We start from the raw sequence: 20,719 nt of genomic DNA, 5'->3' as shown, positions 1-20,719 counted from the left end.
CTTTGTAAAAAGAGGATAGCCGGGCTGTACCGGTTATCCTTTTTTCGTTTATAGAAAGGATAATGCCATGTATAAACCCTTAGTCGCCGTCGTCGGTCGGCCGAATGTCGGCAAATCGACGCTGTTTAACGCGATTGTCAAGAAACGAATTTCCATCGTTGAAGATATTCCCGGCGTTACGCGCGACAGAATTTATTTTGATGCCGAATGGCTCGGTCGGGAATTTACCATGATCGATACGGGGGGCATTGAATTCGTTGATTCCAATGACCACATCTTCACCAGCATGCGCTATCAGGCAGAACTGGCCATTCGCGAAGCCGACGTCATCTTATACGTCGTCGACGGGAAAGTCGGGATCCAGCCTCAGGATGAAGAAATTGCCCATATCCTGCGCTCCTGCGGGAAACCGGTCATCTTGGTCGTCAATAAGATCGACAGTGTCGAACAGGAAATGAACATCTATGAATTTTATAATCTCGGCTTGGGTGACCCCATCGGGATTTCAGCCGTCAACTTGATGAATCTCGGCGACCTCCTCGATGAAGTCCTGAAGAATATCAAAGAAGTACCGGCCCTTGAAGAAGATGACGATACGATTCATATCTCCCTCGTCGGCCGTCCGAACGTCGGCAAGTCATCCCTTACCAATGCCCTCTTAGGACAGGATCGGGTCATCGTCAGCAACGTGCCCGGCACGACCCGCGACTCTATCGATACACATTGGTCTTATGAAGGAACGGACTTCGTCCTCATCGATACGGCCGGCATGCGCCGCAAGGCCAAAATCGACATGCCTGTCGAACGGTACAGCGTCGTCCGGGCTCTGCGGGCCGTCGATCGGTCGGACATTGCCGTCCTGGTCATCGATGCGACGGAAGGCGTTACCGAACAGGATACGAAGATTGCAGGCTACGTCCACGAAGCGGGCAAAGGCTGCATCATCGTCGTCAACAAGTGGGACCTCGTCGAAAAGGACAGCAAGACGAGCCATAAGTTTGAAGAAGACATCCGTCGAGAACTGGCCTTCCTCCAGTACGCGCCCATCCTCTTTGCTTCGGCCCTTACGAAGCAGCGTATCAATCGCCTGGCCGATATGGTCAAATTCGTATCGGAACAGCAGCATATGCGCGTATCGACGAGCGTCTTAAATGAACTCATCGAAGATGCCCAGCTTACCAATCCGCCGCCGGCTAAAGGCGGGCGACTGCTGAAAATCTATTATATGACCCAGGCTTCGGTCCAGCCGCCGACCTTCATCCTTTTCGTCAATGAGCCCCAGCTCATGCATTTTTCGTATCTGCGCTTTTTGGAAAACCGACTGCGCGAAACCTTTGGTTTTGAAGGCACTCCCATCCGGCTTATCCTGCGTGGTAAGAAGGATGGTGACCGCTTATGATGACCGGTATCCTCTTCTTGGTTCTGGCTTATCTCGCAGGCTCCATTCCGAGCGGCCTTATCATCGGCAAGGTCCTGTATCATACGGATCCTCGTGAGTACGGCAGCCATAATACGGGAGCGACCAATGCCTACCGGGTCTTCGGCGCTGTCGGCGGCCTTTTGGTCCTCCTCTGCGACGTCGCGAAAGGCATGCTCGGTGTCTACCTGGGGCAGCTTGCTTCCCAGGCCGGCATCGGCACTCCGGCTGATCAGATTTATCTCATGATTGCCGGCGGGCTGCTTTCCATCGTCGGTCATTCGTGCTCTGTTTTTCTGAAATTCAAAGGTGGTAAAGGCGTTGCCACCGGCCTTGGCATCATCTTGTTCTTGGCGCCGTGGGAAACGCTCATCGTCTTTGCCGTCTGGGTCGTCATCGTTGCCATTACGCGCATCGTCTCCCTCGGCTCCATCGTAGCCGCTATTTTGGTGCCGATTCTGATGTACGTCTTTGGCGAGCCGCTGCCGCTGACGATTTTCGGCCTCCTGGCCGCCATTCTCGTCGTCGTTCGTCATAAGGATAATATTATCCGCTTGATACAGGGACGAGAACTGAAGGTCGAACGAATTCAGAAAAAATAGATTGATATGTACTAAAAAACGTGTATAATTGATTATGTACGAGCAGGTGATCTTATGAGAATCATATCGGGTAGTGCCAGAGGGCGAATTTTGAAGTCGCCGAAAGGAATGCTGACCCGGCCGACCTTAGACCGCACGCGGGAAAGTCTTTTTAATATGCTTGAAAGCAGAGGCAGTCTGGCCGGGGCAAGGGTTCTCGATATCTTTGCGGGTACAGGTGCCTTGGGATTAGAAGCCTTGAGCCGCGGTGCCGATTCTGCCGTCTTCATCGACCATTATACGCAGGCCCTCATTCGTCAGAATGCGTCGCTCTGCGGCTTTGATGAACGCGCTGAGGTCCTTCGGCTCCCGTCGGCAAAAGCTTTGGCACGGCTGAAAGGGCGGCAGTTTGATTATATCTTTGCCGACCCGCCGTATAACAAAAATTTGGTGAACGATACAATTGTTTTGATAGGTCAATACGATTTGTTGGCTCCTGGTGGATTGATTCTGATGGAATACAGCCGGAATGAAGGCATAACGGAGAACACATTGTATGAGGTCATCAGAGAAAAATCCTATGGAAATGACACGCGGATTGCTTTTATCCGTCGTCGCCGGGAAGGAGTTTGAAAGAAGTGCGAATCGGTATTTGTCCGGGCAGCTTTGATCCTGTTACCAATGGACACATTGATATTTTTGAACGAGGGAGCAAACTAGTCGATAAACTTATCGTCGCTGTTTTTGAAAATCCCGTAAAGAAGCCGTTGTTTACGATGGCCGAACGAGAAGAGATGCTGAGAGAAACGACGCGGCATATTCCCAATATTGAAGTCGTCAGCTTTCACGGCCTTCTCAATGAATACGCTATCGATCACGGTGCGACCGTCATTATTCGCGGCCTCCGGGCCCTGAGTGATTTTGAATATGAATTCCAACGGGCCCTGCTCATGAAAAAAGTGGAGCCACGCATCGAAACGGTATTCATCATGACGAGTACCCAGTATTCATATATCAGCTCGACGGGCATCCGCGAACTGGCCTGCTTTGGCGGCAAGCTCGATGATATGGTTCCCGATTACGTTGAAAAGAAACTAAAAGTGAAGTTTGCAGACAAGTACAATGCTTAGGAGTGGAGACTACATGAATTCGGATAAACTGTTAGAAGATTTGGAAAGCTTAGTAATGAACGCTTCAAAAGTTCCCTTTACTAACAAAAAAATGGTAGAAGAAGAAGAAATCCTTCAGATCATCGACGATTTGAAAGAATCCATGCCGGCTGAATTGGAACAGTCCAAAAAGATATTGGCCGAAAGAGACAAGGTCATTGCCGATGCCCAGCATCACGCTGACGGCATGGTAGCTCAGGCGAAAGACTATATCGCCAAATTGACCGAAGAAAGTGAACTGGTACGGCAGGCTCAGGAACGTGCCAACCAGGTTATCCAAACTGCCAATGACTCGTCGGAACAGCTGAAAAACAGCTCCATTACCTATGCCGGCGACGTCCTCAAATACGTTGAATCAACATTGGAAAAGACCTTATCCAGCATTCAGCAGAATCGCGAAAGCCTGCTGAAGAACAATGGACATCAGGATACGCCGGATCAGCAGTAGTGATGGCTTATGAGGTCCTGTCGCTCGTGCGGCAGGGCCTTTTTTTCCATGTTGATGACAGGAGGTACTATGAACGAAATTGTATCCCGCGATAACCAGTGGGTAAAGATGGCCTGCTCCTTGAAGCAGAAAAAAGGCCGTCAAGCTCATCGGCGCGTCTTTGTCGAAGGCCTGCGGGTCATCGGTGATGCCGCTGTTATGGGGATTCCCGATGCCATTTGCTTTGTGTCGCCTAAAGGACGGGAACTTGCCGGCTTTGACGAAGTCTATGCCAGAGGCCTTGAATTAGGATGGACTTTTTATGCCGTTACCGACAGCGTATACGATAAATTAAAGGATACCAAGACGCCTCAAGGGCTGGCTGCTATGCTGCCCTTTTTTGCCTATACCTTTGACGCCTTGCCGGCCGTTGCTCCGGAAAAGGCCGTCCTCTATCTGCGCTCCGTCCAGGATCCGGGTAATTTAGGGACTATCCTCAGGACGGCTGCAGCAGCTAACGTCGGAGCTGTCCTTCTCAGTGAAGGCTGTGTCGACGTCTACAACGATAAGACGGTCCGCAGCGCCATGGGGGCGATTTTTAAAGTGCCTGTCGTCCAAGATGTAACCGATGAACAGCTCGACCAATTCTGCAGCGATGAGGACCGGAACATCTATGGAACGGCAGCCGAAGGGACCGTATCCTATGTCGAAGCCGATTACGACCGGCCGGTTATTCTGGCTTTTGGCAACGAAGGGAACGGCTTGCCCGATGAATTTTTGGAATGCTGTGACGACGTACTGACCATCCCCATGCGGCCTGATACAGAATCACTCAACTTATCTATGGCCGTCGGCATCGTCTTGTATAAGGCCTGGGAAAAAAATGGTTTTCACGTATAGTCTGGAGGCGTAATCATGGAAGAAAATAAGGACACCCTTGATCTTGGTTTTGCAAAACTCGACTTACAGCGTCAAGAGCGCTGCGGCTTTCCGGAAGTCGTCTATTGTGCCGGGAAGACGACGGACCAGTCCGTGCGGATTTTAGAAATTTTGATGGAAAAATATGACAATGTCATCGGCACGAGGGCTTCGAAAGAAATTTTTGACATCTTATCGGCTAAATTCCCGGCTGCCCAATACGACGAGCTGGCCAAGATGGTCTATCAGCACAAGGATAAGACCATCATCAACGGCGATCGCCTCATTTCCGTCATTACGGCCGGTACCAGCGATATTCCCGTCGCTGAAGAAGCGGCGCTTACGGCAGAAATTATGGGAAATCAAGTGGAACGAATCTACGATGTCGGCGTTGCCGGCATCCACCGATTGCTGGCACGAGTCGACGATATCCGAAAAGCCAATGTCAACATCGTCGTTGCCGGCATGGAAGGGGCTCTGGCCAGTGTCGTCGGAGGTTTAGTAGACAAGCCGGTCATCGCCGTACCGACCAGTATCGGATACGGTGCCAATTTCCACGGTCTTTCGGCCCTTCTGGCTATGCTCAACAGCTGCGCTGCCGGGATATCTGTCGTCAACATCGACAATGGTTTCGGCGCCGGCAGACTGGCCGATACGATGAACAGTCTGAGGTGAGCCGATGGAAACCTTATGGCAATTGGAAGCCAATATCGACGATATGAATCCTCAAAATATGGAATACGTCTTTTCACGGATTCTCGACAAGGGGGCGAATGACGTCTGGGCTATGCCGATGATGATGAAAAAAGGGCGGATGGCATCGATGCTCTGTGTTCTTTGCCGAAAAGAACTCCTCGACGATATGATTGAAACGATCGTTAAAGAGACGACATCTATTGGCGTTCGCTTTTTTCCCGTGAGCCGCATGGCCTGTGACCGGGTCATTATGACAGTCTGCATTGACGGCAGGGATCTTCACTGTAAAATCTGCCGGTACGGCGGACAGATTGTCAATATTTCCGCCGAATACGACGACTGTCGGGCGGCGGCAGAAGCGACGGGCATCCCTTTGAAAGAATGGCAGCGCAAGGTGAAGGAAGCGGCATACCGCCAATTTGCCGAATAGTCCCGGGGAGGATATTGTCAAAATACGATTGTCCGTGTATAATAGTCATTAAGCCGATGTGCAGTGCATCCTGAAAGGACAGGGAGCGTAAAAGATGAATAGAGTCATTATTAATGCCGATGATTTCGGAATTCATACGGAAGTGAATCATGCCATTATTGAGGCTTGTGAACAGGGCGTTCTGACCAGTACGTCCTTATTGCCAACGGGGCCGGCTTTCGAAGAAGCCGTCTCGCTGGCTCGGACTTGTCCCCGCCTCGGAATCGGGATCCACTTATGCCTCGTCGGGTCGTTGCCCACCGTTTTGTCCCCACAGGAAGTACCTACCCTGGTGACTGATAGTGGACGGGTACCGGACAGTTATCCTGAAGTCATTAAACGAGCCTGCCAGGGCCGGCTCGATTACGGTCAGGTTTACCGGGAACTCGATGCCCAGATGGAAAAAATCATGGCTACGGGACTTCCCATCGATCACATCGACAGCCATCAGCATCTGCACGTCCTGCCGCAGATTTGGAACATCGTCCAGTCGCTGATGATGAAGTACGGTATCCGCCGAGTACGCATTCCGAGAGAAGCTTATTCATATAAGCTTCTCTCGGCCAATCCCGTGCGCATCGCCGGCCGCGACGGCCTGACCTACTTGTCCCAGAAGGCCATGGATGCCGTGAAGCGCCTTCATTTTACGACGACAGATTTCTTTTGGGGCATGGTAGACGGCGGCAACATGAACGAAGGCAACTTGAAGTATCTCATCGACCGGCTGCCCTTCGGAGTCCATGAAATCATGATGCATCCGGGACGCAGTACGACGGTTCTCAGCCGGAGCTTTTCCTGGGAGTACCACTGGCAGGATGAATTTCAGGCACTTTTGTCGCCGGCGATCCGCCGTCAAATCGAAAAAAGAGAGATTCAACTCATTACCTACGGCGATTTGCCGTAAGGTCCGGGAGGACTTGCCTTGCATATTTTAGTTACGGGAGGTGCCGGCTTTATCGGGTCCCGCCTTGTCAAAGCCCTGCTTGAAGCAGGCCATGAGGTTACGGCCTTTGATAACCTTTCCAAAGGAACCTTTGCTCAGGTTCCCGACGAAGCCCGCTGCATCGAAGGCGACATCGGTGATGAAAAGGCCGTCGCTTCAGTGTTTTCCGAAAAGCCCATCGATATCGTCTTTCATGAAGCACCACAGCGGAGGCTTTCCGATTCGCAGGACTTTTCTGAGAACGATGTCATAGGGAGCCTTACAGGTCTTAAGGTCGTCCTTGACCAGTGCTGCCGTCACAGTGTGAAGAAATTCATTTTTTCCTCGTCAGCTGCCGTCTACGGCGAGCCCGTCCGCGTTCCCGTTCGCGAAGAAGATGAGCTTAGCCCCATCAACTTTGACGGACAGGTTAAGGCAGCTGCGGAAGATTGTATCCGCCGGTATCATGAAGCGTACGGCCTGCCATATGTCATTTTGCGCTATGCCAATGTATATGGTGAGGGTGAGGAGGACAGCGTTGTCAGCCGTTTTACCCGGGCTGTGGCTTACGGCGAAGATATGACCATCTATGGCGACGGTGAACAGTCCCGCGATTTCATCTACGTCGACGACGTCGTCCGGGCCAATCTGGCGGCCATGGCGGATGAGGGGCTGGCTGAGACGTATAATATCGGCACGCAGATGGAGACGACGATCAACGCACTGAAAGTCATCCTGCTGTATTTTACCCATGCCGGTATTTCTATCTCTTATGAAGATGCACGCCCAGGTGATGTACACTGTTCGGCACTGCATAGTGAAAAAGCCGAGAAAATACTCAACTGGCGTCCTAAAATGAAACTGATGCCCGGCCTTATGGCGATGTATCAATATTTTTGCGAAAGGGAAGATGCCAAGTGAAAGACGATAAGGAGCACAAGTTTTACTTAGTCCGCGAAGATATTTTGCCTGAAGCGATCAAGAAGACCATCAAGGTCAAGGAAATCCTCAAGCGCCATCAGACGCGGACCATCAATGAAGCCGTCCAGATGATGGATTTGAGCCGCAGTGCGTACTATAAATATAAGGATTACGTCTCTCCTTTTTATGACGTTACGCAGGGCAAAATCGTCACCTTGTCGGTCATGATCTTTGACCGTCCCGGCGAATTATCCCAGGTTCTCAACACGGTTGCTGCCAACAATGGCAGTATCCTGACCATCAATCAGGGCATTCCCCTGCAGGGCATGGCAGCGGTCAGCTTGTCCATTGAAACGAAGGATATGACCGTATCGGTCGAAGACTTGATGAAAACGTTGGAAAAACTGTCCGGTGTCAGCAAGGTAAATATTATCGGACAAGCGTAAGTAAAAAAGAGGGGGTAGGTCCATGAAAAGCGTTTCTATTGCTCTATTAGGCTGCGGTACTGTTGGAAAAGGCGTCGTCGATTTATTGGCGATGAACGGTCCGCTTATTGAAGAACAGCTCGATACGAAAATCAATATCAAGCGTATCCTTATCCGTGATTTGAACAAGTATGAAAAGATGGAAGGCCTGCCCGATTCCATTCGGCTCACGACTGATTTTAACGACATCATCAATGATGATGAAATCGAAATCGTCGTTGAAGTCATGGGCAGCGCCGACTTTGCAAAAGACTGCATCGAACAGTGCTTCCGGCGCGGAAAGAGCGTTATCAGCGCCAATAAAGACCTCATCGCAGACTATGGGATTCCTTTATTGACCTTATCCTATGAGCATGACGTCGACTTCCAGTTTGAAGCCAGCGTCGCCGGCGGTATCCCTATCGTTCGTCCCATGTATTCATCGCTTAACAGCAACCGCATCGAAGAAATCATTGGCATCATGAACGGGACGACCAATTTTATTTTATCGAATATGACCGCCCATGGTTCGTCATATGAAGAAGTATTGAAAGAAGCTCAGGAAAAAGGCTATGCCGAAGCCGACCCGACCAATGACGTCAGCGGCTATGATGCAGCTCGTAAAATCGCTATTTTGGCAACCTTAGGCTTCCATTCAGCCGTTACCTTTGACGACGTTGCCGTTGAAGGTATTGAAAATATCTCCAAGGAAGATATTGAACATGCGACGGAAATGGGGTACGTCATCAAGCTTCTGGCCATTGCCCGTCAGGACGACGACGGTATTTCACTCAACGTCCATCCGGCCTTTATTCGTGAAGACCATCCCTTGGCCCATGTCGACGGTGCCTATAATGCCGTTTGCGTCCGCGGCAACGGCGTTGGCAACGTCATGTTCTACGGCCCGGGTGCCGGATCACTTCCGACGGCCAGTGCTGTCGTCAGCGACGTCATGAACGTCATCCTCCACCGCAATTTGAAGATGACCGGTAAGCGCGGTTATGTATGGCACGAAGCGAAATTGAAGCCTCAGGCTGAAATTTGCTCGCCCTACTATCTGCGAATGATCGTCAACAATGCGCCCGGTGTCTTGTCGTCGGTATCAAAGGTCTTGGCTGAACACAATATCAGTATCCGCTCTCTGATTCAAAAGGATGAAACGACAGAAATTGCTGAAATCGTCATCCTTATCGACAAATCGGCCGATGGTCTGGTCCAGGCATCGCTCCAGAAAATCGAAGGATTGTCATGCGTTCGCAAAATTGAAAATGCCATTCGTGTAATTGAGGTGTAAGAAATGACAAAAACATTGCATGCACAGATTCCTGCAACATCCGCTAACGTCGGCTCCGGTTTCGATGCCGTCGGTATTGCGCTGAACTTGTACAATGACATTTATTTTACGGAAGAACCGGGCAAAGACACGATTACCGTGGAAATTGAAGGACTCGGAGCCAACAAGCTGCCCAAGGTTTTTGACGAAAATATGGTCGGCCATGCTATGAAGGCCGTCGCCGTCAAGAAGCGTCAGTCCCTTCCTAAGGGCGGCACGCTGAAACTGGTCAATGCCATTCCGCCGGCCCGCGGTCTCGGAAGCAGCTCGGCAGCCCTTGTCGGCGGTATCCTCATCGGTGACGCCTTGACCGGCAGTACCATGAGCCGCGACGAAATGCTGTCCCTGGCAACGGTCCTCGAAGGTCATCCGGACAATGTGGCGCCTGCCATTTACGGCGGCTTATCCGTTTCTGTCATGGTCGACGGCAAAACGCTGACCAATTCGATTCCCCTTGATGATGAATTGTCTTTTGTGACGGTCAGCCCGGAAATCGAAATTTCTACAGAAGAAGCGAGAAAAGCCCTGCCCAAGACGATTGATTACCAAAACGCCGTCTTTAACGTCAGTCGCGTCAGCTTCCTGGTATCGTCTTTATTTACGAAGCAATACGACCGCATCGCTTATGGCCTGCAGGATAAGCTCCACGTACCTTATCGGTTGAGCCTCATTCCCAGCGGTGATCTGGTCTTGAAGAAGGCTGTGGAAGCCGGTGCCCTTGGGGCTACGATCAGCGGTTCCGGTTCGACGCTCATCGCTTTTGCTACGGGCAATGAAGGAGCCATCATGGAATCCATGATCAATTGCTTTAACGACCACGGCATTGAGGCAACGGGCCACGTGTTGAAATGCAGCAATGAAGGGGCGAAGCTCGTCTGATGATTCAAGATATCGGAGATCATACGTATCATGTCGAATACCGTCCGGTGCCGTTGGCACGGGATGGTATTCTCTTGTCTTATCGCGGTCGGGAGATATTGGTAAAGCTGACCGGGGAGAAATCTTTCACCTATCCGACTTACAGCGATTATGCCGACATGGGAGAAGACCGGTTCCGCTGGCTCTTTGCCGAAGACCGTCAGCAATTCTATTTGGCTGAGGAAGCCTTGCCGGAAAAAGACGGCTTTGCTTATGTCAATATTTTCTTTATGAGGGGTGCGTCACCGCGGCATCTGGCCTTTGCCGGCGTCGTCGGCCTGTCCCTGTCCGTCTGGTACAGCAACCATCGCTTCTGCGGTCATTGCGGACGCCCGATGAAACACAGCGACAAGGAACGGATGGTTCATTGCGACGCCTGCCATACCATGATTTATCCGCGCATCTGCCCGGCCGTCATCGTAGCCGTCCGCCATGGTGACAAGCTCCTGGTCTCGAAATACGCCGGCCGGGAATACAAGAATGTTGCCCTTTTGGCCGGCTTTGCCGAAGTCGGTGAGTCCATTGAGGATACCGTCCATCGTGAAGTCATGGAAGAAGTGGGCATTAAGGTCAAGAACCTGACCTTCTATAAGAGTCAGCCTTGGTGCTTTACGGATACACTCCTCTTGGGATTTTTCTGTGATCTTGACGGCGATGATACGCTGAAAGTCGATCACAGAGAACTGGCAACGGCTGAATGGATCGACCGACAGGATATTCCTGATGACGTAGAAAAAGCCAGCCTGACCATGGAAATGATGACCCTTTTTAAACAAGGAATCTATTAATGAGAACCTTGGATGATGATTTTTCCGCCATTCAAGGTTCTTTTTTTGAGGGAGACAGAAACGCTGACATTCCTGTGTTGGCGGGACGTGAGCCATGACGGTCACGTCTTTTTTTGCCTTCAGGGCCTCAGGGATATCGTGTAGAAATCATGTAGGGCTGGTGATGATTCGAATTTCTTAGAAACGTCGGGGACTGTCAGGCAGCGAAAAAATGAAAAGGGAGCGACCGTGGGAATGAGCGCTGTTAGGGGGGAGCAGCGGTTCAAAAATTGACTGTATAGATGCGAAAAGACGGCACGAAATGATTCGTGCCGTCTTTTAATATGAGTAGGCTTTTACATGTCAAAGGGATTTTCGTTGGGATAGAGCATGCCTTTTGGCTGGTTGAAGGCGATGTCTTCAATGCCCAGGTACTGGAAGATGGAGAAGAGGACTTTTCCGATGTGGGCAAAGGCGACGGCGCCGTGATGAGGATACTGCTTGGCGATGAGGACGTGACGGTAGAAGCGGCCCATTTCGGGGATGGCAAAGATGCCGATGCCGCCGAAGGATTGGGTAGCAGCCGGCAGGACTTCACCTTGGGCGATGTAAGCCCGGAGCTCGCCGCCGGCCGTGCTCTGGAGTCGGAAGAAGGTGATCGGGCTTTCGGCAATGTCCCCTTCGAGGGTGCCGCGGGTGATGTCCGGTGTGCCGCCGTCTTCTAAGAGACGGTTTTGGATGAGTTGATATTTTACGCCGCCCTTTTTCAACTTGCACAAAGGTGTGTTGCCGCAATGGAAGCCCATGAAGGTATCTTTCTGGGTATAGTTCGTCGTCGGTTTGATATCCGATTCGTAGAGATCGCGGGGGACGGAGTTGTTGATGTCGAGCAAGGTGACGGTGTCGCCGCTGGCACACATGCCGATGTATTCGCTGACGGCGCCGTAGATGTCGACTTCGCAGGCGACAGGGATGCCGCGGGATACGAGACGGCTGTTGACGTAGCACGGTTCAAAGCCGAACTGGGACGGGAAGGCCGGCCAGCATTTATTGGCAAAAGCTACATACTGACGAGAGCCTTTGTGAGCTTCAGCCCAGTCGAGGAGGGTCAGTTCGTACTGTGCCATGCGGGGCAGGAGGTCCGGCCAGGGATTGCCGTCTTTGCCGAGTTCTTCCGTCATATCGGCGACGACGTCGGCAATGCGCGGGTCGTCTTTGTGAGCCTGATACGATACGAGAAGGTCGAGTTCGGAGTTTTCTTCGATTTCAATGCCTAAGTCGTAGAGCGGTTTGATCGGTGCGTTGCAGGCAAAGAAGTCCTGAGGACGCGGGCCGAAGGTAATGATTTTTAACTGGCTGAGGCCGATGAGCGTGCGGGCCATGGGCTGGAAGTCGGCAATCATGGAAGCGACTTCTTCAGCGGTTCCTACGGGGTATGACGGTATATGGGCTTTTAATTTGCGAAGGCCTAAGTTATACGAACAGTTGAGCATGCCGCAGTAAGCATCGCCGCGGCCATTGATGAGGTTTTTGCCTGTTTCTTCGGCAGCAGCGGCGTACATGACCGGACCGTCGAAGTATTTAGCGATTAAGGTTTCCGGCGTTTCGGGACCGAAGTTACCTAAGAAGACGACGAGGGCATTGCAGCCGGCGGCTTTAGCTTCTTCAACGGCTTTAAGCATATCTTTTTCGTTTTCTACGACCGTCGGCACTTCGTAGAGGTCGCCATATTTTTTCGTATAGGCATCGACGATGGCCTTGCGACGGTTCTGGGATAAAGAAATAATAAAGCAGTCACGGCTGACAGAAATAATACCACATTTCACTTCGGGAATATTCATAATAAGGTCTCCTTTCCCATGTAAGGGTTACTTGTAATTTTTTTGAGTGCCTAGGCACATTTCGTTAAGGGAATGATAGCACGCTTGTCAAATTTCTGTCAATACATAGTTTGACATTTTTTTACGAAAGGCAGCATTATGCAGAAAAAATACAGGTAAACCCTAAAATATAGCAAAAGTGCATGTATGGAGATTCCCGTTGACCATCTAATTTTGTCATGGTATACTTCAAACATAGACATGTGCTTAGGCACGCAATAAGGCGCAAGGACCTCGAAATAAATGAGGCACATTAGGGAGGAAGATATATGAAGTATGTAATGGGAATTGATATTGGTACGTCAGCGACCAAAACAGTACTCTTCGACGATACCTGTCAGGCTGTGGCTATGGCGTCCTGTGAGTATCCCTTGTATCAGCCCCAGAACGGTTGGGCTGAACAGAAGCCGGAAGATTGGTATCAGGCTGTTGTACAGACGATACGGGAAATCTTGGCAAAGTGCACCGTAGAAGCGAAAGATATCGTCAGTATCGGCTTATCCGGTCAGATGCACGGCCTGGTCATGTTAAATGAAAAGAACGAAGTCATCCGGCCGGCTATCATCTGGTGTGACCAACGGACGGGGAAAGAATGTATCGAAATCACCCGGACCGTCGGTGCTGAAAAGTTGATGGACATCACGGCCAACCCGGCATTGACCGGTTTTACGGCGTCGAAGCTTCTCTGGGTGCGCAACCATGAAGCGGAACACTATCGCCAGTGCCGCCATATTCTGCTTCCGAAAGATTATGTCCGCCTGCGCATGACCGGTCAGTATGCGACCGACGTTTCTGATGCCAGCGGCATGCAGTTCCTCGACGTACGTCACCGCTGTTGGTCCGATGAAATCCTGGATCTCCTCGACATCGATCCGGCATGGCTGGCTAAGGTCTATGAATCACCGGATGTGACGGGAACACTGACACCGGCCTTTGCCGCAGAAACAGGCCTCCTTCCGCAAACCATCGTCGTCGGCGGTGCCGGCGATAATGCCGCTGCTGCTGTCGGAACCGGCATCGTCAGTGACGGCAAGGCTTTTACAACCATCGGTACCAGCGGTGTCGTCTTCGCCCATACGAGCGATCTCCACATCGACCCTAAAGGCCGCGTCCACTCGTTCTGCTGTGCCGTGCCCGGGTGTTGGCACGTCATGGGTGTAACCCAGGCTGCGGGCTTGTCTCTTCGCTGGTTCCGTGATACGCTGGGACATGACTACTTAAAAGAAGCCGAACAGGCCGGTCTTGATCCTTATGTCGTCATGGACCATCACGTTGAACACGTACCCATGGGCAGCCGGCGCCTCCTTTATTTACCTTATCTTATGGGAGAACGGACGCCGCACCTCGACCCGGATTGCCGCGGTGTATTCTTCGGACTATCGGCCATCCATACGCAGGACGATATGCTCCGGGCCGTCATGGAAGGCGTTGGCTATTCTCTGACGGACTGCCAGGACATCCTTCGCGACATGGGAATCGTCGTTCAGGAAATGATGGCCTGCGGCGGCGGCGGACGAAGCCAATTGTGGCGTCAGATGCTGGCCGATATGTATAATTGCGAAGTCAAAACCGTATCTTCTAAGGAAGGCCCTGCCCTGGGGGCAGCTATCCTGGCCGGCGTCGGAGCCGGATTGTTTAAGAGCGTTGTCACGGCTTGCCGCGATTTCATCGATACCAATACCTATTGCCAGCCCGCCCCGACAGCTCACGCCTATTATGAAAAAGGCCACGCTTTATATCAGAAATTATATCGGCAATTAGCCGGATGTTATCAAGATTTGGCGACTTTATAAACGCCGTTAGGAGAGATGTGACCATGATGAATCAAGAAGCAGCCATGATTTGTGACGACAAGGCATTAGCAAAGTCTCACGCTTCACGAGTACGGAAATTCATTTATTTTACGGCTGGTATGGCCGGTTTGTTGTTCGGCCTCGACCAAGGGGTTATCGCCGGGGCACTGCCTTTTATTACGGCTGAATGGGGGCTCAACAGCGCCGCTCAGGAACGGGTCGTCAGCTGTATGATGGTAGGTGCTGCCATTGGTGCCTTATGTGCCGCTTTTATGACGGCTCGTATCGGCCGAAAGCGCAGTCTCCTTACCGGTGCCGCCCTGTTTATCGTCGGTTCCGTCGGTTCCGGCTTGGCCGTTAACGTCGACATGCTCATCGGTTTTCGTTTGATTTTGGGCCTGTCCGTCGGGATTGCTTCGTATACGGCGCCGCTCTATTTAGCGGAAATGGCCGATAAAGACTCACGAGGTCAGGTTATTTCAGGCTATCAGTTTATGGTTACCGTTGGGATTCTGTCGGCCTTCCTGTCCAATACCTATTTCAGTTACAGTGGTTCCTGGCGGATGATGCTGACGGTCATTGCCATTCCGGCTGTCGTCTTGATTCTAACCGTATTCGTACTGCCCGAAAGCCCGCGCTGGTTGGCTGCCAAGGGGCGTTTTTCGGAAGCGGAAAAAGTTTTGCAGACCCTTCATGCCGATGTGGACTTAGCAAAATCTGAATTAAATGATATTAAAGATACGCTGAAAGTAAAACAAGCCGGCTGGTCCTTGTTGAAATCGAATAAAAACGTGCGTCGTGCCGTATTCCTCGGCGTCCTGTTACAGGCCATGCAGCAGTTTACCGGTTTTAATGTCATTATGTATTATTCGCCGAAAATCCTCAGCCTTGGCGGCTTTTCCAGTACGGAAGATCAGATGATCGGCACGGTCATCAACGGGATTGTCTTCGTCCTGGCAACCCTCATTGCTGTCTATACTGTCGATAAGTCCGGACGTAAGCCGGCTTTAAAAGTCGGTTTTGCCGTCATGGCAGCCGCCATGGTTGTCATGGGTCTTTGCATGGCTGTCATTGAAGGCGGGAATCCCGCTCCTTGGGTTTGCTACCTTTCGGCTATTATGACCATGATCTTCATCGCCGGTTTTGCCATGAGTGCCGGTCCGATCGTTTGGGTTCTGTGCTCGGAAATTCAGCCTTTGAAGATGCGTGAATTCGGCGTTGCCTGCTCGACCATGACCAACTGGATCACCTGTGCTGTCGTCGGTGCCACCTTCCTCAGCCTCATCGATGCCCTTGGTTCCTCCATGACTTTCTGGATGTATGCCGGTTTGAATGCCGTATTCATCGCCCTGACCTTTGCCTTTGTTCCGGAAACGAAGAATGTTTCTCTGGAACAGATTGAAAAGAACTTGATGTCCGGCATGAAGTTGAAAAATATTGGGGTTCACGGAGGTAATCAGTAATGAAACAAGTAACGGATAAAGAATTTGCCGTCTACGGACGGATCCTCGACGTTGATGTCAAAGAATTTGTGGACGTAATGAAAGAAGTTCCCGTTGTGTCGGAAGGGACGATGTATGAACCATCTGTCGGGGCATTTGAAGAACTGCCCTTGGCGAAAACCCTGGAAGAGGAATCCTTCGGCTTCCTTCCCATTGAATTTGGCCATTGCAGCGGCTATAATAATAAGCTCAATGCCTTAGAATATCATCGGTCTTCGGAAATTGACATCGCTGCGACAGACCTCATCTTATTAGTCGGCCGACAGCAGGATATCGATCTATCCTCTTATACATATGATACGGCTCTCGTTGAAGCCTTCTTCGTTCCGGCCGGAACGGCAGTCGAACTCTATGCGACGACCCTTCACTTTGCACCGTGCAGTGTTGACGGCAAAGAATTTCGCTGCGGCGTCGTCCTTCCGAAAGGAACCAACGAGGCTTTGCCGGAAACGGTTGACAACAGCGGCGAAAATGCCTTGCTCTTTGCCATCAATAAGTGGCTCATCGCTCATGAAGAGAGCGGGCTGCAAAAGGATGAGGCCTGGATCGGTTTAGTGGGAGAGAATATACAGATTTAAAAGATGAGGAACTATTTATAAAGTGCGAACTTTATCGATAGTTCCTTTTATCATGCCGCGATGTTTGGTACAATAGAGAAGATCAGTTAACCTTGAATATGGGGATAAGTGAGGGAGAAGAATGGTAACGATTAAAAAAATTGCCGAACTTTGCGGTGTTTCACGAGGGACCGTAGACCGGGTCCTCAATGGCCGGGGCCGCGTCAAGCCAGAAACGGCCGAAGCCGTCATGAATATGGTAAAGCAATTAGGATATAAACCGAATCCGGCCGGCAAGGCCTTGGCTGCCAGACGGCACCGTCCTATTGTCGGCGTCATTTTGAATTCAGAAGGCAATGCTTTCTTCGATGAGATCATCCGCGGCATCGAGACGGCAGAAAGCCGTTATCAGATTTACGGCATCCAATTGACGATGCGCTTGATGAAAGGCTATGATGTAGAGGCCCAGCTGGCCCTTATTGCCGAACTGGAAGCCATCCCTGTCAGCGGTCTCATCATCAGTCCGATTAATGATAAACGGATTGCCGATGCCATCAATGCTTTAGTCGATAAAGGCGTCTTCGTCGTCACCGTCAATAACGACGTACAAGGCTGCCGCCGCCAGTGCTACGTCGGCAGTGACTATGCTAATGGAGGTGAAACGGCCTGTGCCCTGCTGCAGCTTCTGAGAGGTCAGACGGCTAAAATCGGAGTCGTTACCGGTTCTCGTCAGGCCTGGGGCCATGAACTTCGTCTCGAAGGATTCAAGCGGCGTATGGAGTCTGTGCCGGGCTTTTCTGTCCTCTCGACAGCCGTTAATAAGGACGATGAAATCATCTCTTATGAAGAAACGAAGAAGATGCTCGAAGAAAACCCCGACATCGATTCCTTGTTCATCGTTGCCGGCGGCGTGTATGGTGCCTGCCGGGCCGTCGTCAGCCTAAAAAAAGAAAAAGACCTGACCATCGTCGCCTTCGACAGTACACCGACGACAGTAGACATGATGAAACAGGGCGTCTTAAAGACGATTATCTATCAGCACCCATACCAGCAGGGATACCGGGCCATGGACTTGGCTTTCCAGTATCTGGTCAATGATCAAAAACCGGAACGGGAGCGCTATATCCTGAAGAACGAAATCAAGCTCCTGGAAAACTTATAAGGTAAGCGTAACATATGAAAAAGGCTCTTTCCTATCGTGACAGCAAATGTCATCGTGATAGGGAGGAGCCTTCTGATGTGTCTGAGGATTTTATAGATGCGGCTGGATTAAATCACGGCCGCAGCAGCGGCAAACCGTCGCTTCCGGTCGGCTGAACTCGCCGCAGTAAAGGCATTTATGCCAGCCTTTGAAGGTCTTTGCGATATCATTATCTTTGATGCATAAACTATGAATGAAGGCGATTAGAAAAAGGCAAAGTCCGTATATATACCAGATGGCAAAGCTGCGGCCTTTGCGAGATGCGATATTGGCAGGGATTAGCGCCAATACCGAGAAAATCCAATACTCTATATAGAGATCGCCTTTATTACCCAATAAGTTCACATCGGATAATAGAATGGGAACGAGAATGGAAAAGATTAAAAAAGCGGTTAACGAGTAACGTACAGTGTGTGGTTTTTCCATAATGACACCTCTTGTTTATCTGGGAATTAGCCCTACTTATTATATAAATAAATCTCGGCCGCAAAAGTGACAAACGGTGGCTTCCGGTCGGCTGAGTTCGCCGCAATAAGGGCATCGATGCCATCCCTTTGATGCTTTTGAACGTTCATTTTCCTTGATGCATAGACTGTGAATGAAGGCGATTAACCAAAGCAGCATGGAATATATAAACCATAAGACGAGATTACGCCCTTTTCTTGCTGCAATGATTGCCGGAATTAAGGCAAAGAGACAGAAAAAGAAATAGCTTAATCCCGGCCAACTGTAATCGTCTCGCAATAAAACAGTAGGAATCATGATTATTGCCAGGACTATCAGTATGTCTTTGTTCTTCAGAAGATTCAAACTTACCACCTCTTGTTTTATTTATACATATAGTATACAACGAATTGTTACATATATCCATTCAGAGTATCATAAAGAGAAATGAATCGCTTATTTTTTAGTGATAGAGGCATAATTACATCGGTTAATCTCCTATGGCGATAAAGCCTTTACGACATGTTCAGTAAATTTGAACTTGACAAGCGCCTTTGAATCGGTTAAAATTAAAAGGTCGACGGGACGTGGCGCAGCTTGGTAGCGCGCTTCCTTGGGGTGGAAGAGGTCGCGAGTTCAAATCTCGCCGTTCCGACCAAGACATGACCATTCTTTGAATCATGTAATATGACTCAAAGAATGGTTCTTTTTTTATAGTAAAACCTTGCGGAACTCGATTATGAATAATTTTCCGTAAGGCGCGATATGGATTTTTTTGAAGACGGGTACATGGTCCGTCTTTTTTTTGTGTGCGTTTTTAGAGAAATGGGAAATTTTGCGAAGAACAAGGTGACTTAGCCAATGTCGGTTTTTGACAATTCATTCTTAAAATAGAATTAGAAAATGCTTTTATCTTATTTAAAACTTTCTTTATATGCGAGATATTGATATAATATAAATACGAATAGTATAGTTACCGCCGTCGTATTGTTTTTTTGTTGTTCATTGTTAGAGGAGGTTTTTTTATCATGGGTTATATTCTCAATAAGGATCAGCAGGATCTCGTCGCCTTGGCAAGGGACTTTGCGGAAAAGAAAGTAGCTCCCTTTGTGCATGAATTGGATGAAGCCAAAGAACCGGGCCAAAAACTTTTGGATATTTACCAGGAAGCCGTTGATATCGGCTTTTGCGGCTTAGAGATTCCTGAAGAATACGGCGGCATGGGACAGGATTATTACACGGTTGCTGCTGTTTATGAAGAACTGTCTAAAGTCGACGCCGGCGTGGCTACGGCTATTGCAGCTTCGGGCCTCGGTCTCAAACCGGTTCTCCAGCACGGTAACGACGCTCAAAAGAAATTGTATGCCGAATATTTGACCGGTGAAAAGGGCAGCGGTTTCTGCGCATTCTGCCTGACTGAAGCCAATGCAGGTTCCGATGCGGCTGCCGGTACGACGGTTGCTGTCAAAGAAGGTGATGAATACGTCATCAACGGTACGAAATGCTTCATCACCAATGGCGGCGTCGCTTCCGTTTACACCGTATTTGCCATTACCGATAAATCGAAGGGCGTAAAAGGCATTTCGGCTTTCATTGTAGAACGTGACCGTCCGGGCGTTTCTGTCGGTAAAGAAGAAGACAAGATGGGTATCCGCCTGTCGAACACGACGGAAGTCATTTTCCAGGACGTCCGCATTCCGGCCGACCACCTCATCGGTGAAGAAGGCAAAGGCTTCGTCTATGCTATGCAGACCTTAGACCTCGCTCGTCCCATGGTAGCGTCCCTGGCTGTCGGTATTGCGCAAAGAGCTATTAATGAAGCTGTCAAATATGCGAAAGAACGCGTTACCTTTGGCAAACCGATCATCAAACATGAAGTTATTGCCTTTAAACTGGCTGATATGGACATGAAGACGGAAGTTGCTCGTTCGGCTATCATCAACTTCCTCAACACGTATTATGCAGAACCGAAACGGAGCTATACTCGTGAAGCGGCTATCGCTAAATGCTTTGCCGGTGACATCTCTGTAGAAGTCGCTTTAGAAGCTGTTCAGATTCTTGGCGGCTTCGGTTACAGCCGTGAATATCCGGTTGAAAAATTGGTTCGTGATGCTAAGATCATGCAGATTTATGAAGGCACCAACGAAGTTCAGCGCATGGTCATCGCCGGTTTCGTAGCGGCTCAAAAATAAGATTCTTTTATAAGAAAAGACTGTTGTACTTGGCCCCGGCTCTCATTTGTGCCGGGGCTATCGTTAAAAATACCGGTGTACGACAGTCTTTTTGTGTTCGAAACGGTGTTTTTGAGGAGCTGTAAGACAGTGTGTTTTTAGGGGAAGC

Annotated in this window: 22 protein-coding genes and 1 tRNA gene; 20 read left to right on the top strand and 3 right to left on the bottom strand. The window is 50.1% G+C overall.

Translation table 11 applies throughout. From position 1 onward, the window contains the following. Window positions 1-67 precede the first annotated feature (67 nt). The 14 genes from der (at window position 68) to nudC (ending at window position 11,023) form a co-directional block, all read left to right on the top strand. On the top strand, window positions 68-1,399 hold the full coding sequence (gene der / locus TX77_RS02475) for a ribosome biogenesis GTPase Der (protein ID WP_044503244.1): 1,332 nt from the start codon (window positions 68-70) through the stop codon (window positions 1,397-1,399). Continuing rightward, window positions 1,396-2,019 (top strand): glycerol-3-phosphate 1-O-acyltransferase PlsY, encoded by a 624-nt coding sequence (plsY, locus tag TX77_RS02470; RefSeq protein WP_044503243.1) that lies wholly within the window; start codon window positions 1,396-1,398, stop codon window positions 2,017-2,019. The genes der and plsY overlap by 4 nt, the downstream gene beginning before the upstream one ends. 54 nt (window positions 2,020-2,073) lie before the next feature. After that, window positions 2,074-2,631 (top strand): 16S rRNA (guanine(966)-N(2))-methyltransferase RsmD, encoded by a 558-nt coding sequence (gene rsmD / locus TX77_RS02465; protein WP_044503242.1) that lies wholly within the window; start codon window positions 2,074-2,076, stop codon window positions 2,629-2,631. A 5-nt stretch (window positions 2,632-2,636) separates the two neighbouring features. Further along, on the top strand, window positions 2,637-3,128 hold the full coding sequence (gene coaD, locus TX77_RS02460; protein ID WP_044503241.1) for a pantetheine-phosphate adenylyltransferase: 492 nt from the start codon (window positions 2,637-2,639) through the stop codon (window positions 3,126-3,128). A gap of 13 nt (window positions 3,129-3,141) precedes the next feature. Next, the gene (locus tag TX77_RS02455; RefSeq protein ID WP_044503240.1) at window positions 3,142-3,615 is read left to right on the top strand and encodes an ATP synthase subunit B family protein; all 474 of its coding nucleotides are present in this window, start codon (window positions 3,142-3,144) and stop codon (window positions 3,613-3,615) included. 69 nt (window positions 3,616-3,684) lie between these two features. Further along, a complete protein-coding gene (locus tag TX77_RS13795) occupies window positions 3,685-4,494 on the top strand; it encodes a TrmH family RNA methyltransferase (protein WP_044503239.1) in 810 nt (269 codons plus the stop codon). 15 nt (window positions 4,495-4,509) lie between these two features. After that, the gene (larB, locus tag TX77_RS02445) at window positions 4,510-5,187 is read left to right on the top strand and encodes a nickel pincer cofactor biosynthesis protein LarB (RefSeq protein WP_044503238.1); all 678 of its coding nucleotides are present in this window, start codon (window positions 4,510-4,512) and stop codon (window positions 5,185-5,187) included. Between the two features lie 4 nt (window positions 5,188-5,191). Next, window positions 5,192-5,638 (top strand): nickel pincer cofactor biosynthesis protein LarC2, encoded by a 447-nt coding sequence (larC2, locus tag TX77_RS02440; RefSeq protein ID WP_044503237.1) that lies wholly within the window; start codon window positions 5,192-5,194, stop codon window positions 5,636-5,638. Window positions 5,639-5,732: 94 nt separating this feature from the next. Next, entirely contained in the window at window positions 5,733-6,581 is an 849-nt protein-coding gene (locus TX77_RS02435; RefSeq protein ID WP_044503236.1) for a ChbG/HpnK family deacetylase, read from the top strand. Between the two features lie 18 nt (window positions 6,582-6,599). Then, window positions 6,600-7,520 (top strand): NAD-dependent epimerase/dehydratase family protein, encoded by a 921-nt coding sequence (locus TX77_RS02430; protein WP_044503235.1) that lies wholly within the window; start codon window positions 6,600-6,602, stop codon window positions 7,518-7,520. Next, the gene (locus TX77_RS02425; protein WP_044503234.1) at window positions 7,517-7,966 is read left to right on the top strand and encodes an ACT domain-containing protein; all 450 of its coding nucleotides are present in this window, start codon (window positions 7,517-7,519) and stop codon (window positions 7,964-7,966) included. Before TX77_RS02430 ends, TX77_RS02425 begins: the two co-directional genes overlap by 4 nt. Window positions 7,967-7,988: 22 nt before the next feature. Further along, the gene (locus TX77_RS02420) at window positions 7,989-9,278 is read left to right on the top strand and encodes a homoserine dehydrogenase (protein ID WP_044503233.1); all 1,290 of its coding nucleotides are present in this window, start codon (window positions 7,989-7,991) and stop codon (window positions 9,276-9,278) included. A 3-nt stretch (window positions 9,279-9,281) separates the two neighbouring features. Further along, window positions 9,282-10,196, top strand: coding sequence for a homoserine kinase (gene thrB, locus TX77_RS02415; RefSeq protein ID WP_044503232.1), 915 nt, complete (start codon window positions 9,282-9,284; stop codon window positions 10,194-10,196). Beyond that, window positions 10,196-11,023: an NAD(+) diphosphatase gene (nudC, locus tag TX77_RS02410; protein WP_044503231.1), complete on the top strand. Its 828-nt coding sequence runs from the start codon at window positions 10,196-10,198 to the stop codon at window positions 11,021-11,023. The genes thrB and nudC overlap by 1 nt, the downstream gene beginning before the upstream one ends. Before the next feature lie 335 nt (window positions 11,024-11,358). On the opposite strand, the gene TX77_RS02405 is transcribed toward nudC, so the two are convergent. Continuing rightward, window positions 11,359-12,843, bottom strand: coding sequence for an L-fucose/L-arabinose isomerase family protein (locus TX77_RS02405; protein ID WP_044503230.1), 1,485 nt, complete (start codon window positions 12,841-12,843; stop codon window positions 11,359-11,361). Between the two features lie 308 nt (window positions 12,844-13,151). On the opposite strand from TX77_RS02405, the gene xylB reads away from it, so the two are divergent. The 4 genes from xylB (at window position 13,152) to TX77_RS02385 (ending at window position 17,896) form a co-directional block, all read left to right on the top strand. Next, window positions 13,152-14,675, top strand: a complete 1,524-nt coding sequence (xylB, locus tag TX77_RS02400; protein ID WP_044503229.1) for a xylulokinase — start codon at window positions 13,152-13,154, stop codon at window positions 14,673-14,675. 23 nt (window positions 14,676-14,698) lie between these two features. After that, window positions 14,699-16,138, top strand: a complete 1,440-nt coding sequence (locus TX77_RS02395; protein ID WP_081651678.1) for a sugar porter family MFS transporter — start codon at window positions 14,699-14,701, stop codon at window positions 16,136-16,138. Next, entirely contained in the window at window positions 16,138-16,755 is a 618-nt protein-coding gene (locus TX77_RS02390) for a DUF4867 family protein (RefSeq protein WP_044503228.1), read from the top strand. Before TX77_RS02395 ends, TX77_RS02390 begins: the two co-directional genes overlap by 1 nt. Before the next feature lie 121 nt (window positions 16,756-16,876). After that, window positions 16,877-17,896, top strand: a complete 1,020-nt coding sequence (locus tag TX77_RS02385; RefSeq protein ID WP_044503227.1) for a LacI family DNA-binding transcriptional regulator — start codon at window positions 16,877-16,879, stop codon at window positions 17,894-17,896. Window positions 17,897-17,986: 90 nt separating this feature from the next. Here the strand turns inward: TX77_RS02385 and TX77_RS02380 are convergent, their stop codons facing one another. Together TX77_RS02380 and TX77_RS13790 are read right to left on the bottom strand one after the other, a co-directional pair. After that, the gene (locus TX77_RS02380; RefSeq protein ID WP_049917277.1) at window positions 17,987-18,361 is read right to left on the bottom strand and encodes a hypothetical protein; all 375 of its coding nucleotides are present in this window, start codon (window positions 18,359-18,361) and stop codon (window positions 17,987-17,989) included. A 39-nt stretch (window positions 18,362-18,400) separates the two neighbouring features. Continuing rightward, window positions 18,401-18,745: a zinc ribbon domain-containing protein gene (locus TX77_RS13790; RefSeq protein WP_154862477.1), complete on the bottom strand. Its 345-nt coding sequence runs from the start codon at window positions 18,743-18,745 to the stop codon at window positions 18,401-18,403. A gap of 215 nt (window positions 18,746-18,960) precedes the next feature. Here TX77_RS13790 and TX77_RS02375 point away from each other — a divergent pair. Together TX77_RS02375 and TX77_RS02370 are read left to right on the top strand one after the other, a co-directional pair. Next, window positions 18,961-19,037 (top strand) — tRNA-Pro (locus TX77_RS02375). 370 nt (window positions 19,038-19,407) lie between these two features. Next, window positions 19,408-20,571: an acyl-CoA dehydrogenase family protein gene (locus TX77_RS02370; RefSeq protein WP_044503226.1), complete on the top strand. Its 1,164-nt coding sequence runs from the start codon at window positions 19,408-19,410 to the stop codon at window positions 20,569-20,571. Window positions 20,572-20,719 lie beyond the last annotated feature (148 nt).

The organism is Megasphaera massiliensis (genome assembly GCF_000455225.1).
Lineage (GTDB): Bacteria > Bacillota > Negativicutes > Veillonellales > Megasphaeraceae > Megasphaera > Megasphaera massiliensis.
This window is presented reverse-complemented; position numbering and strand designations above follow the sequence as displayed.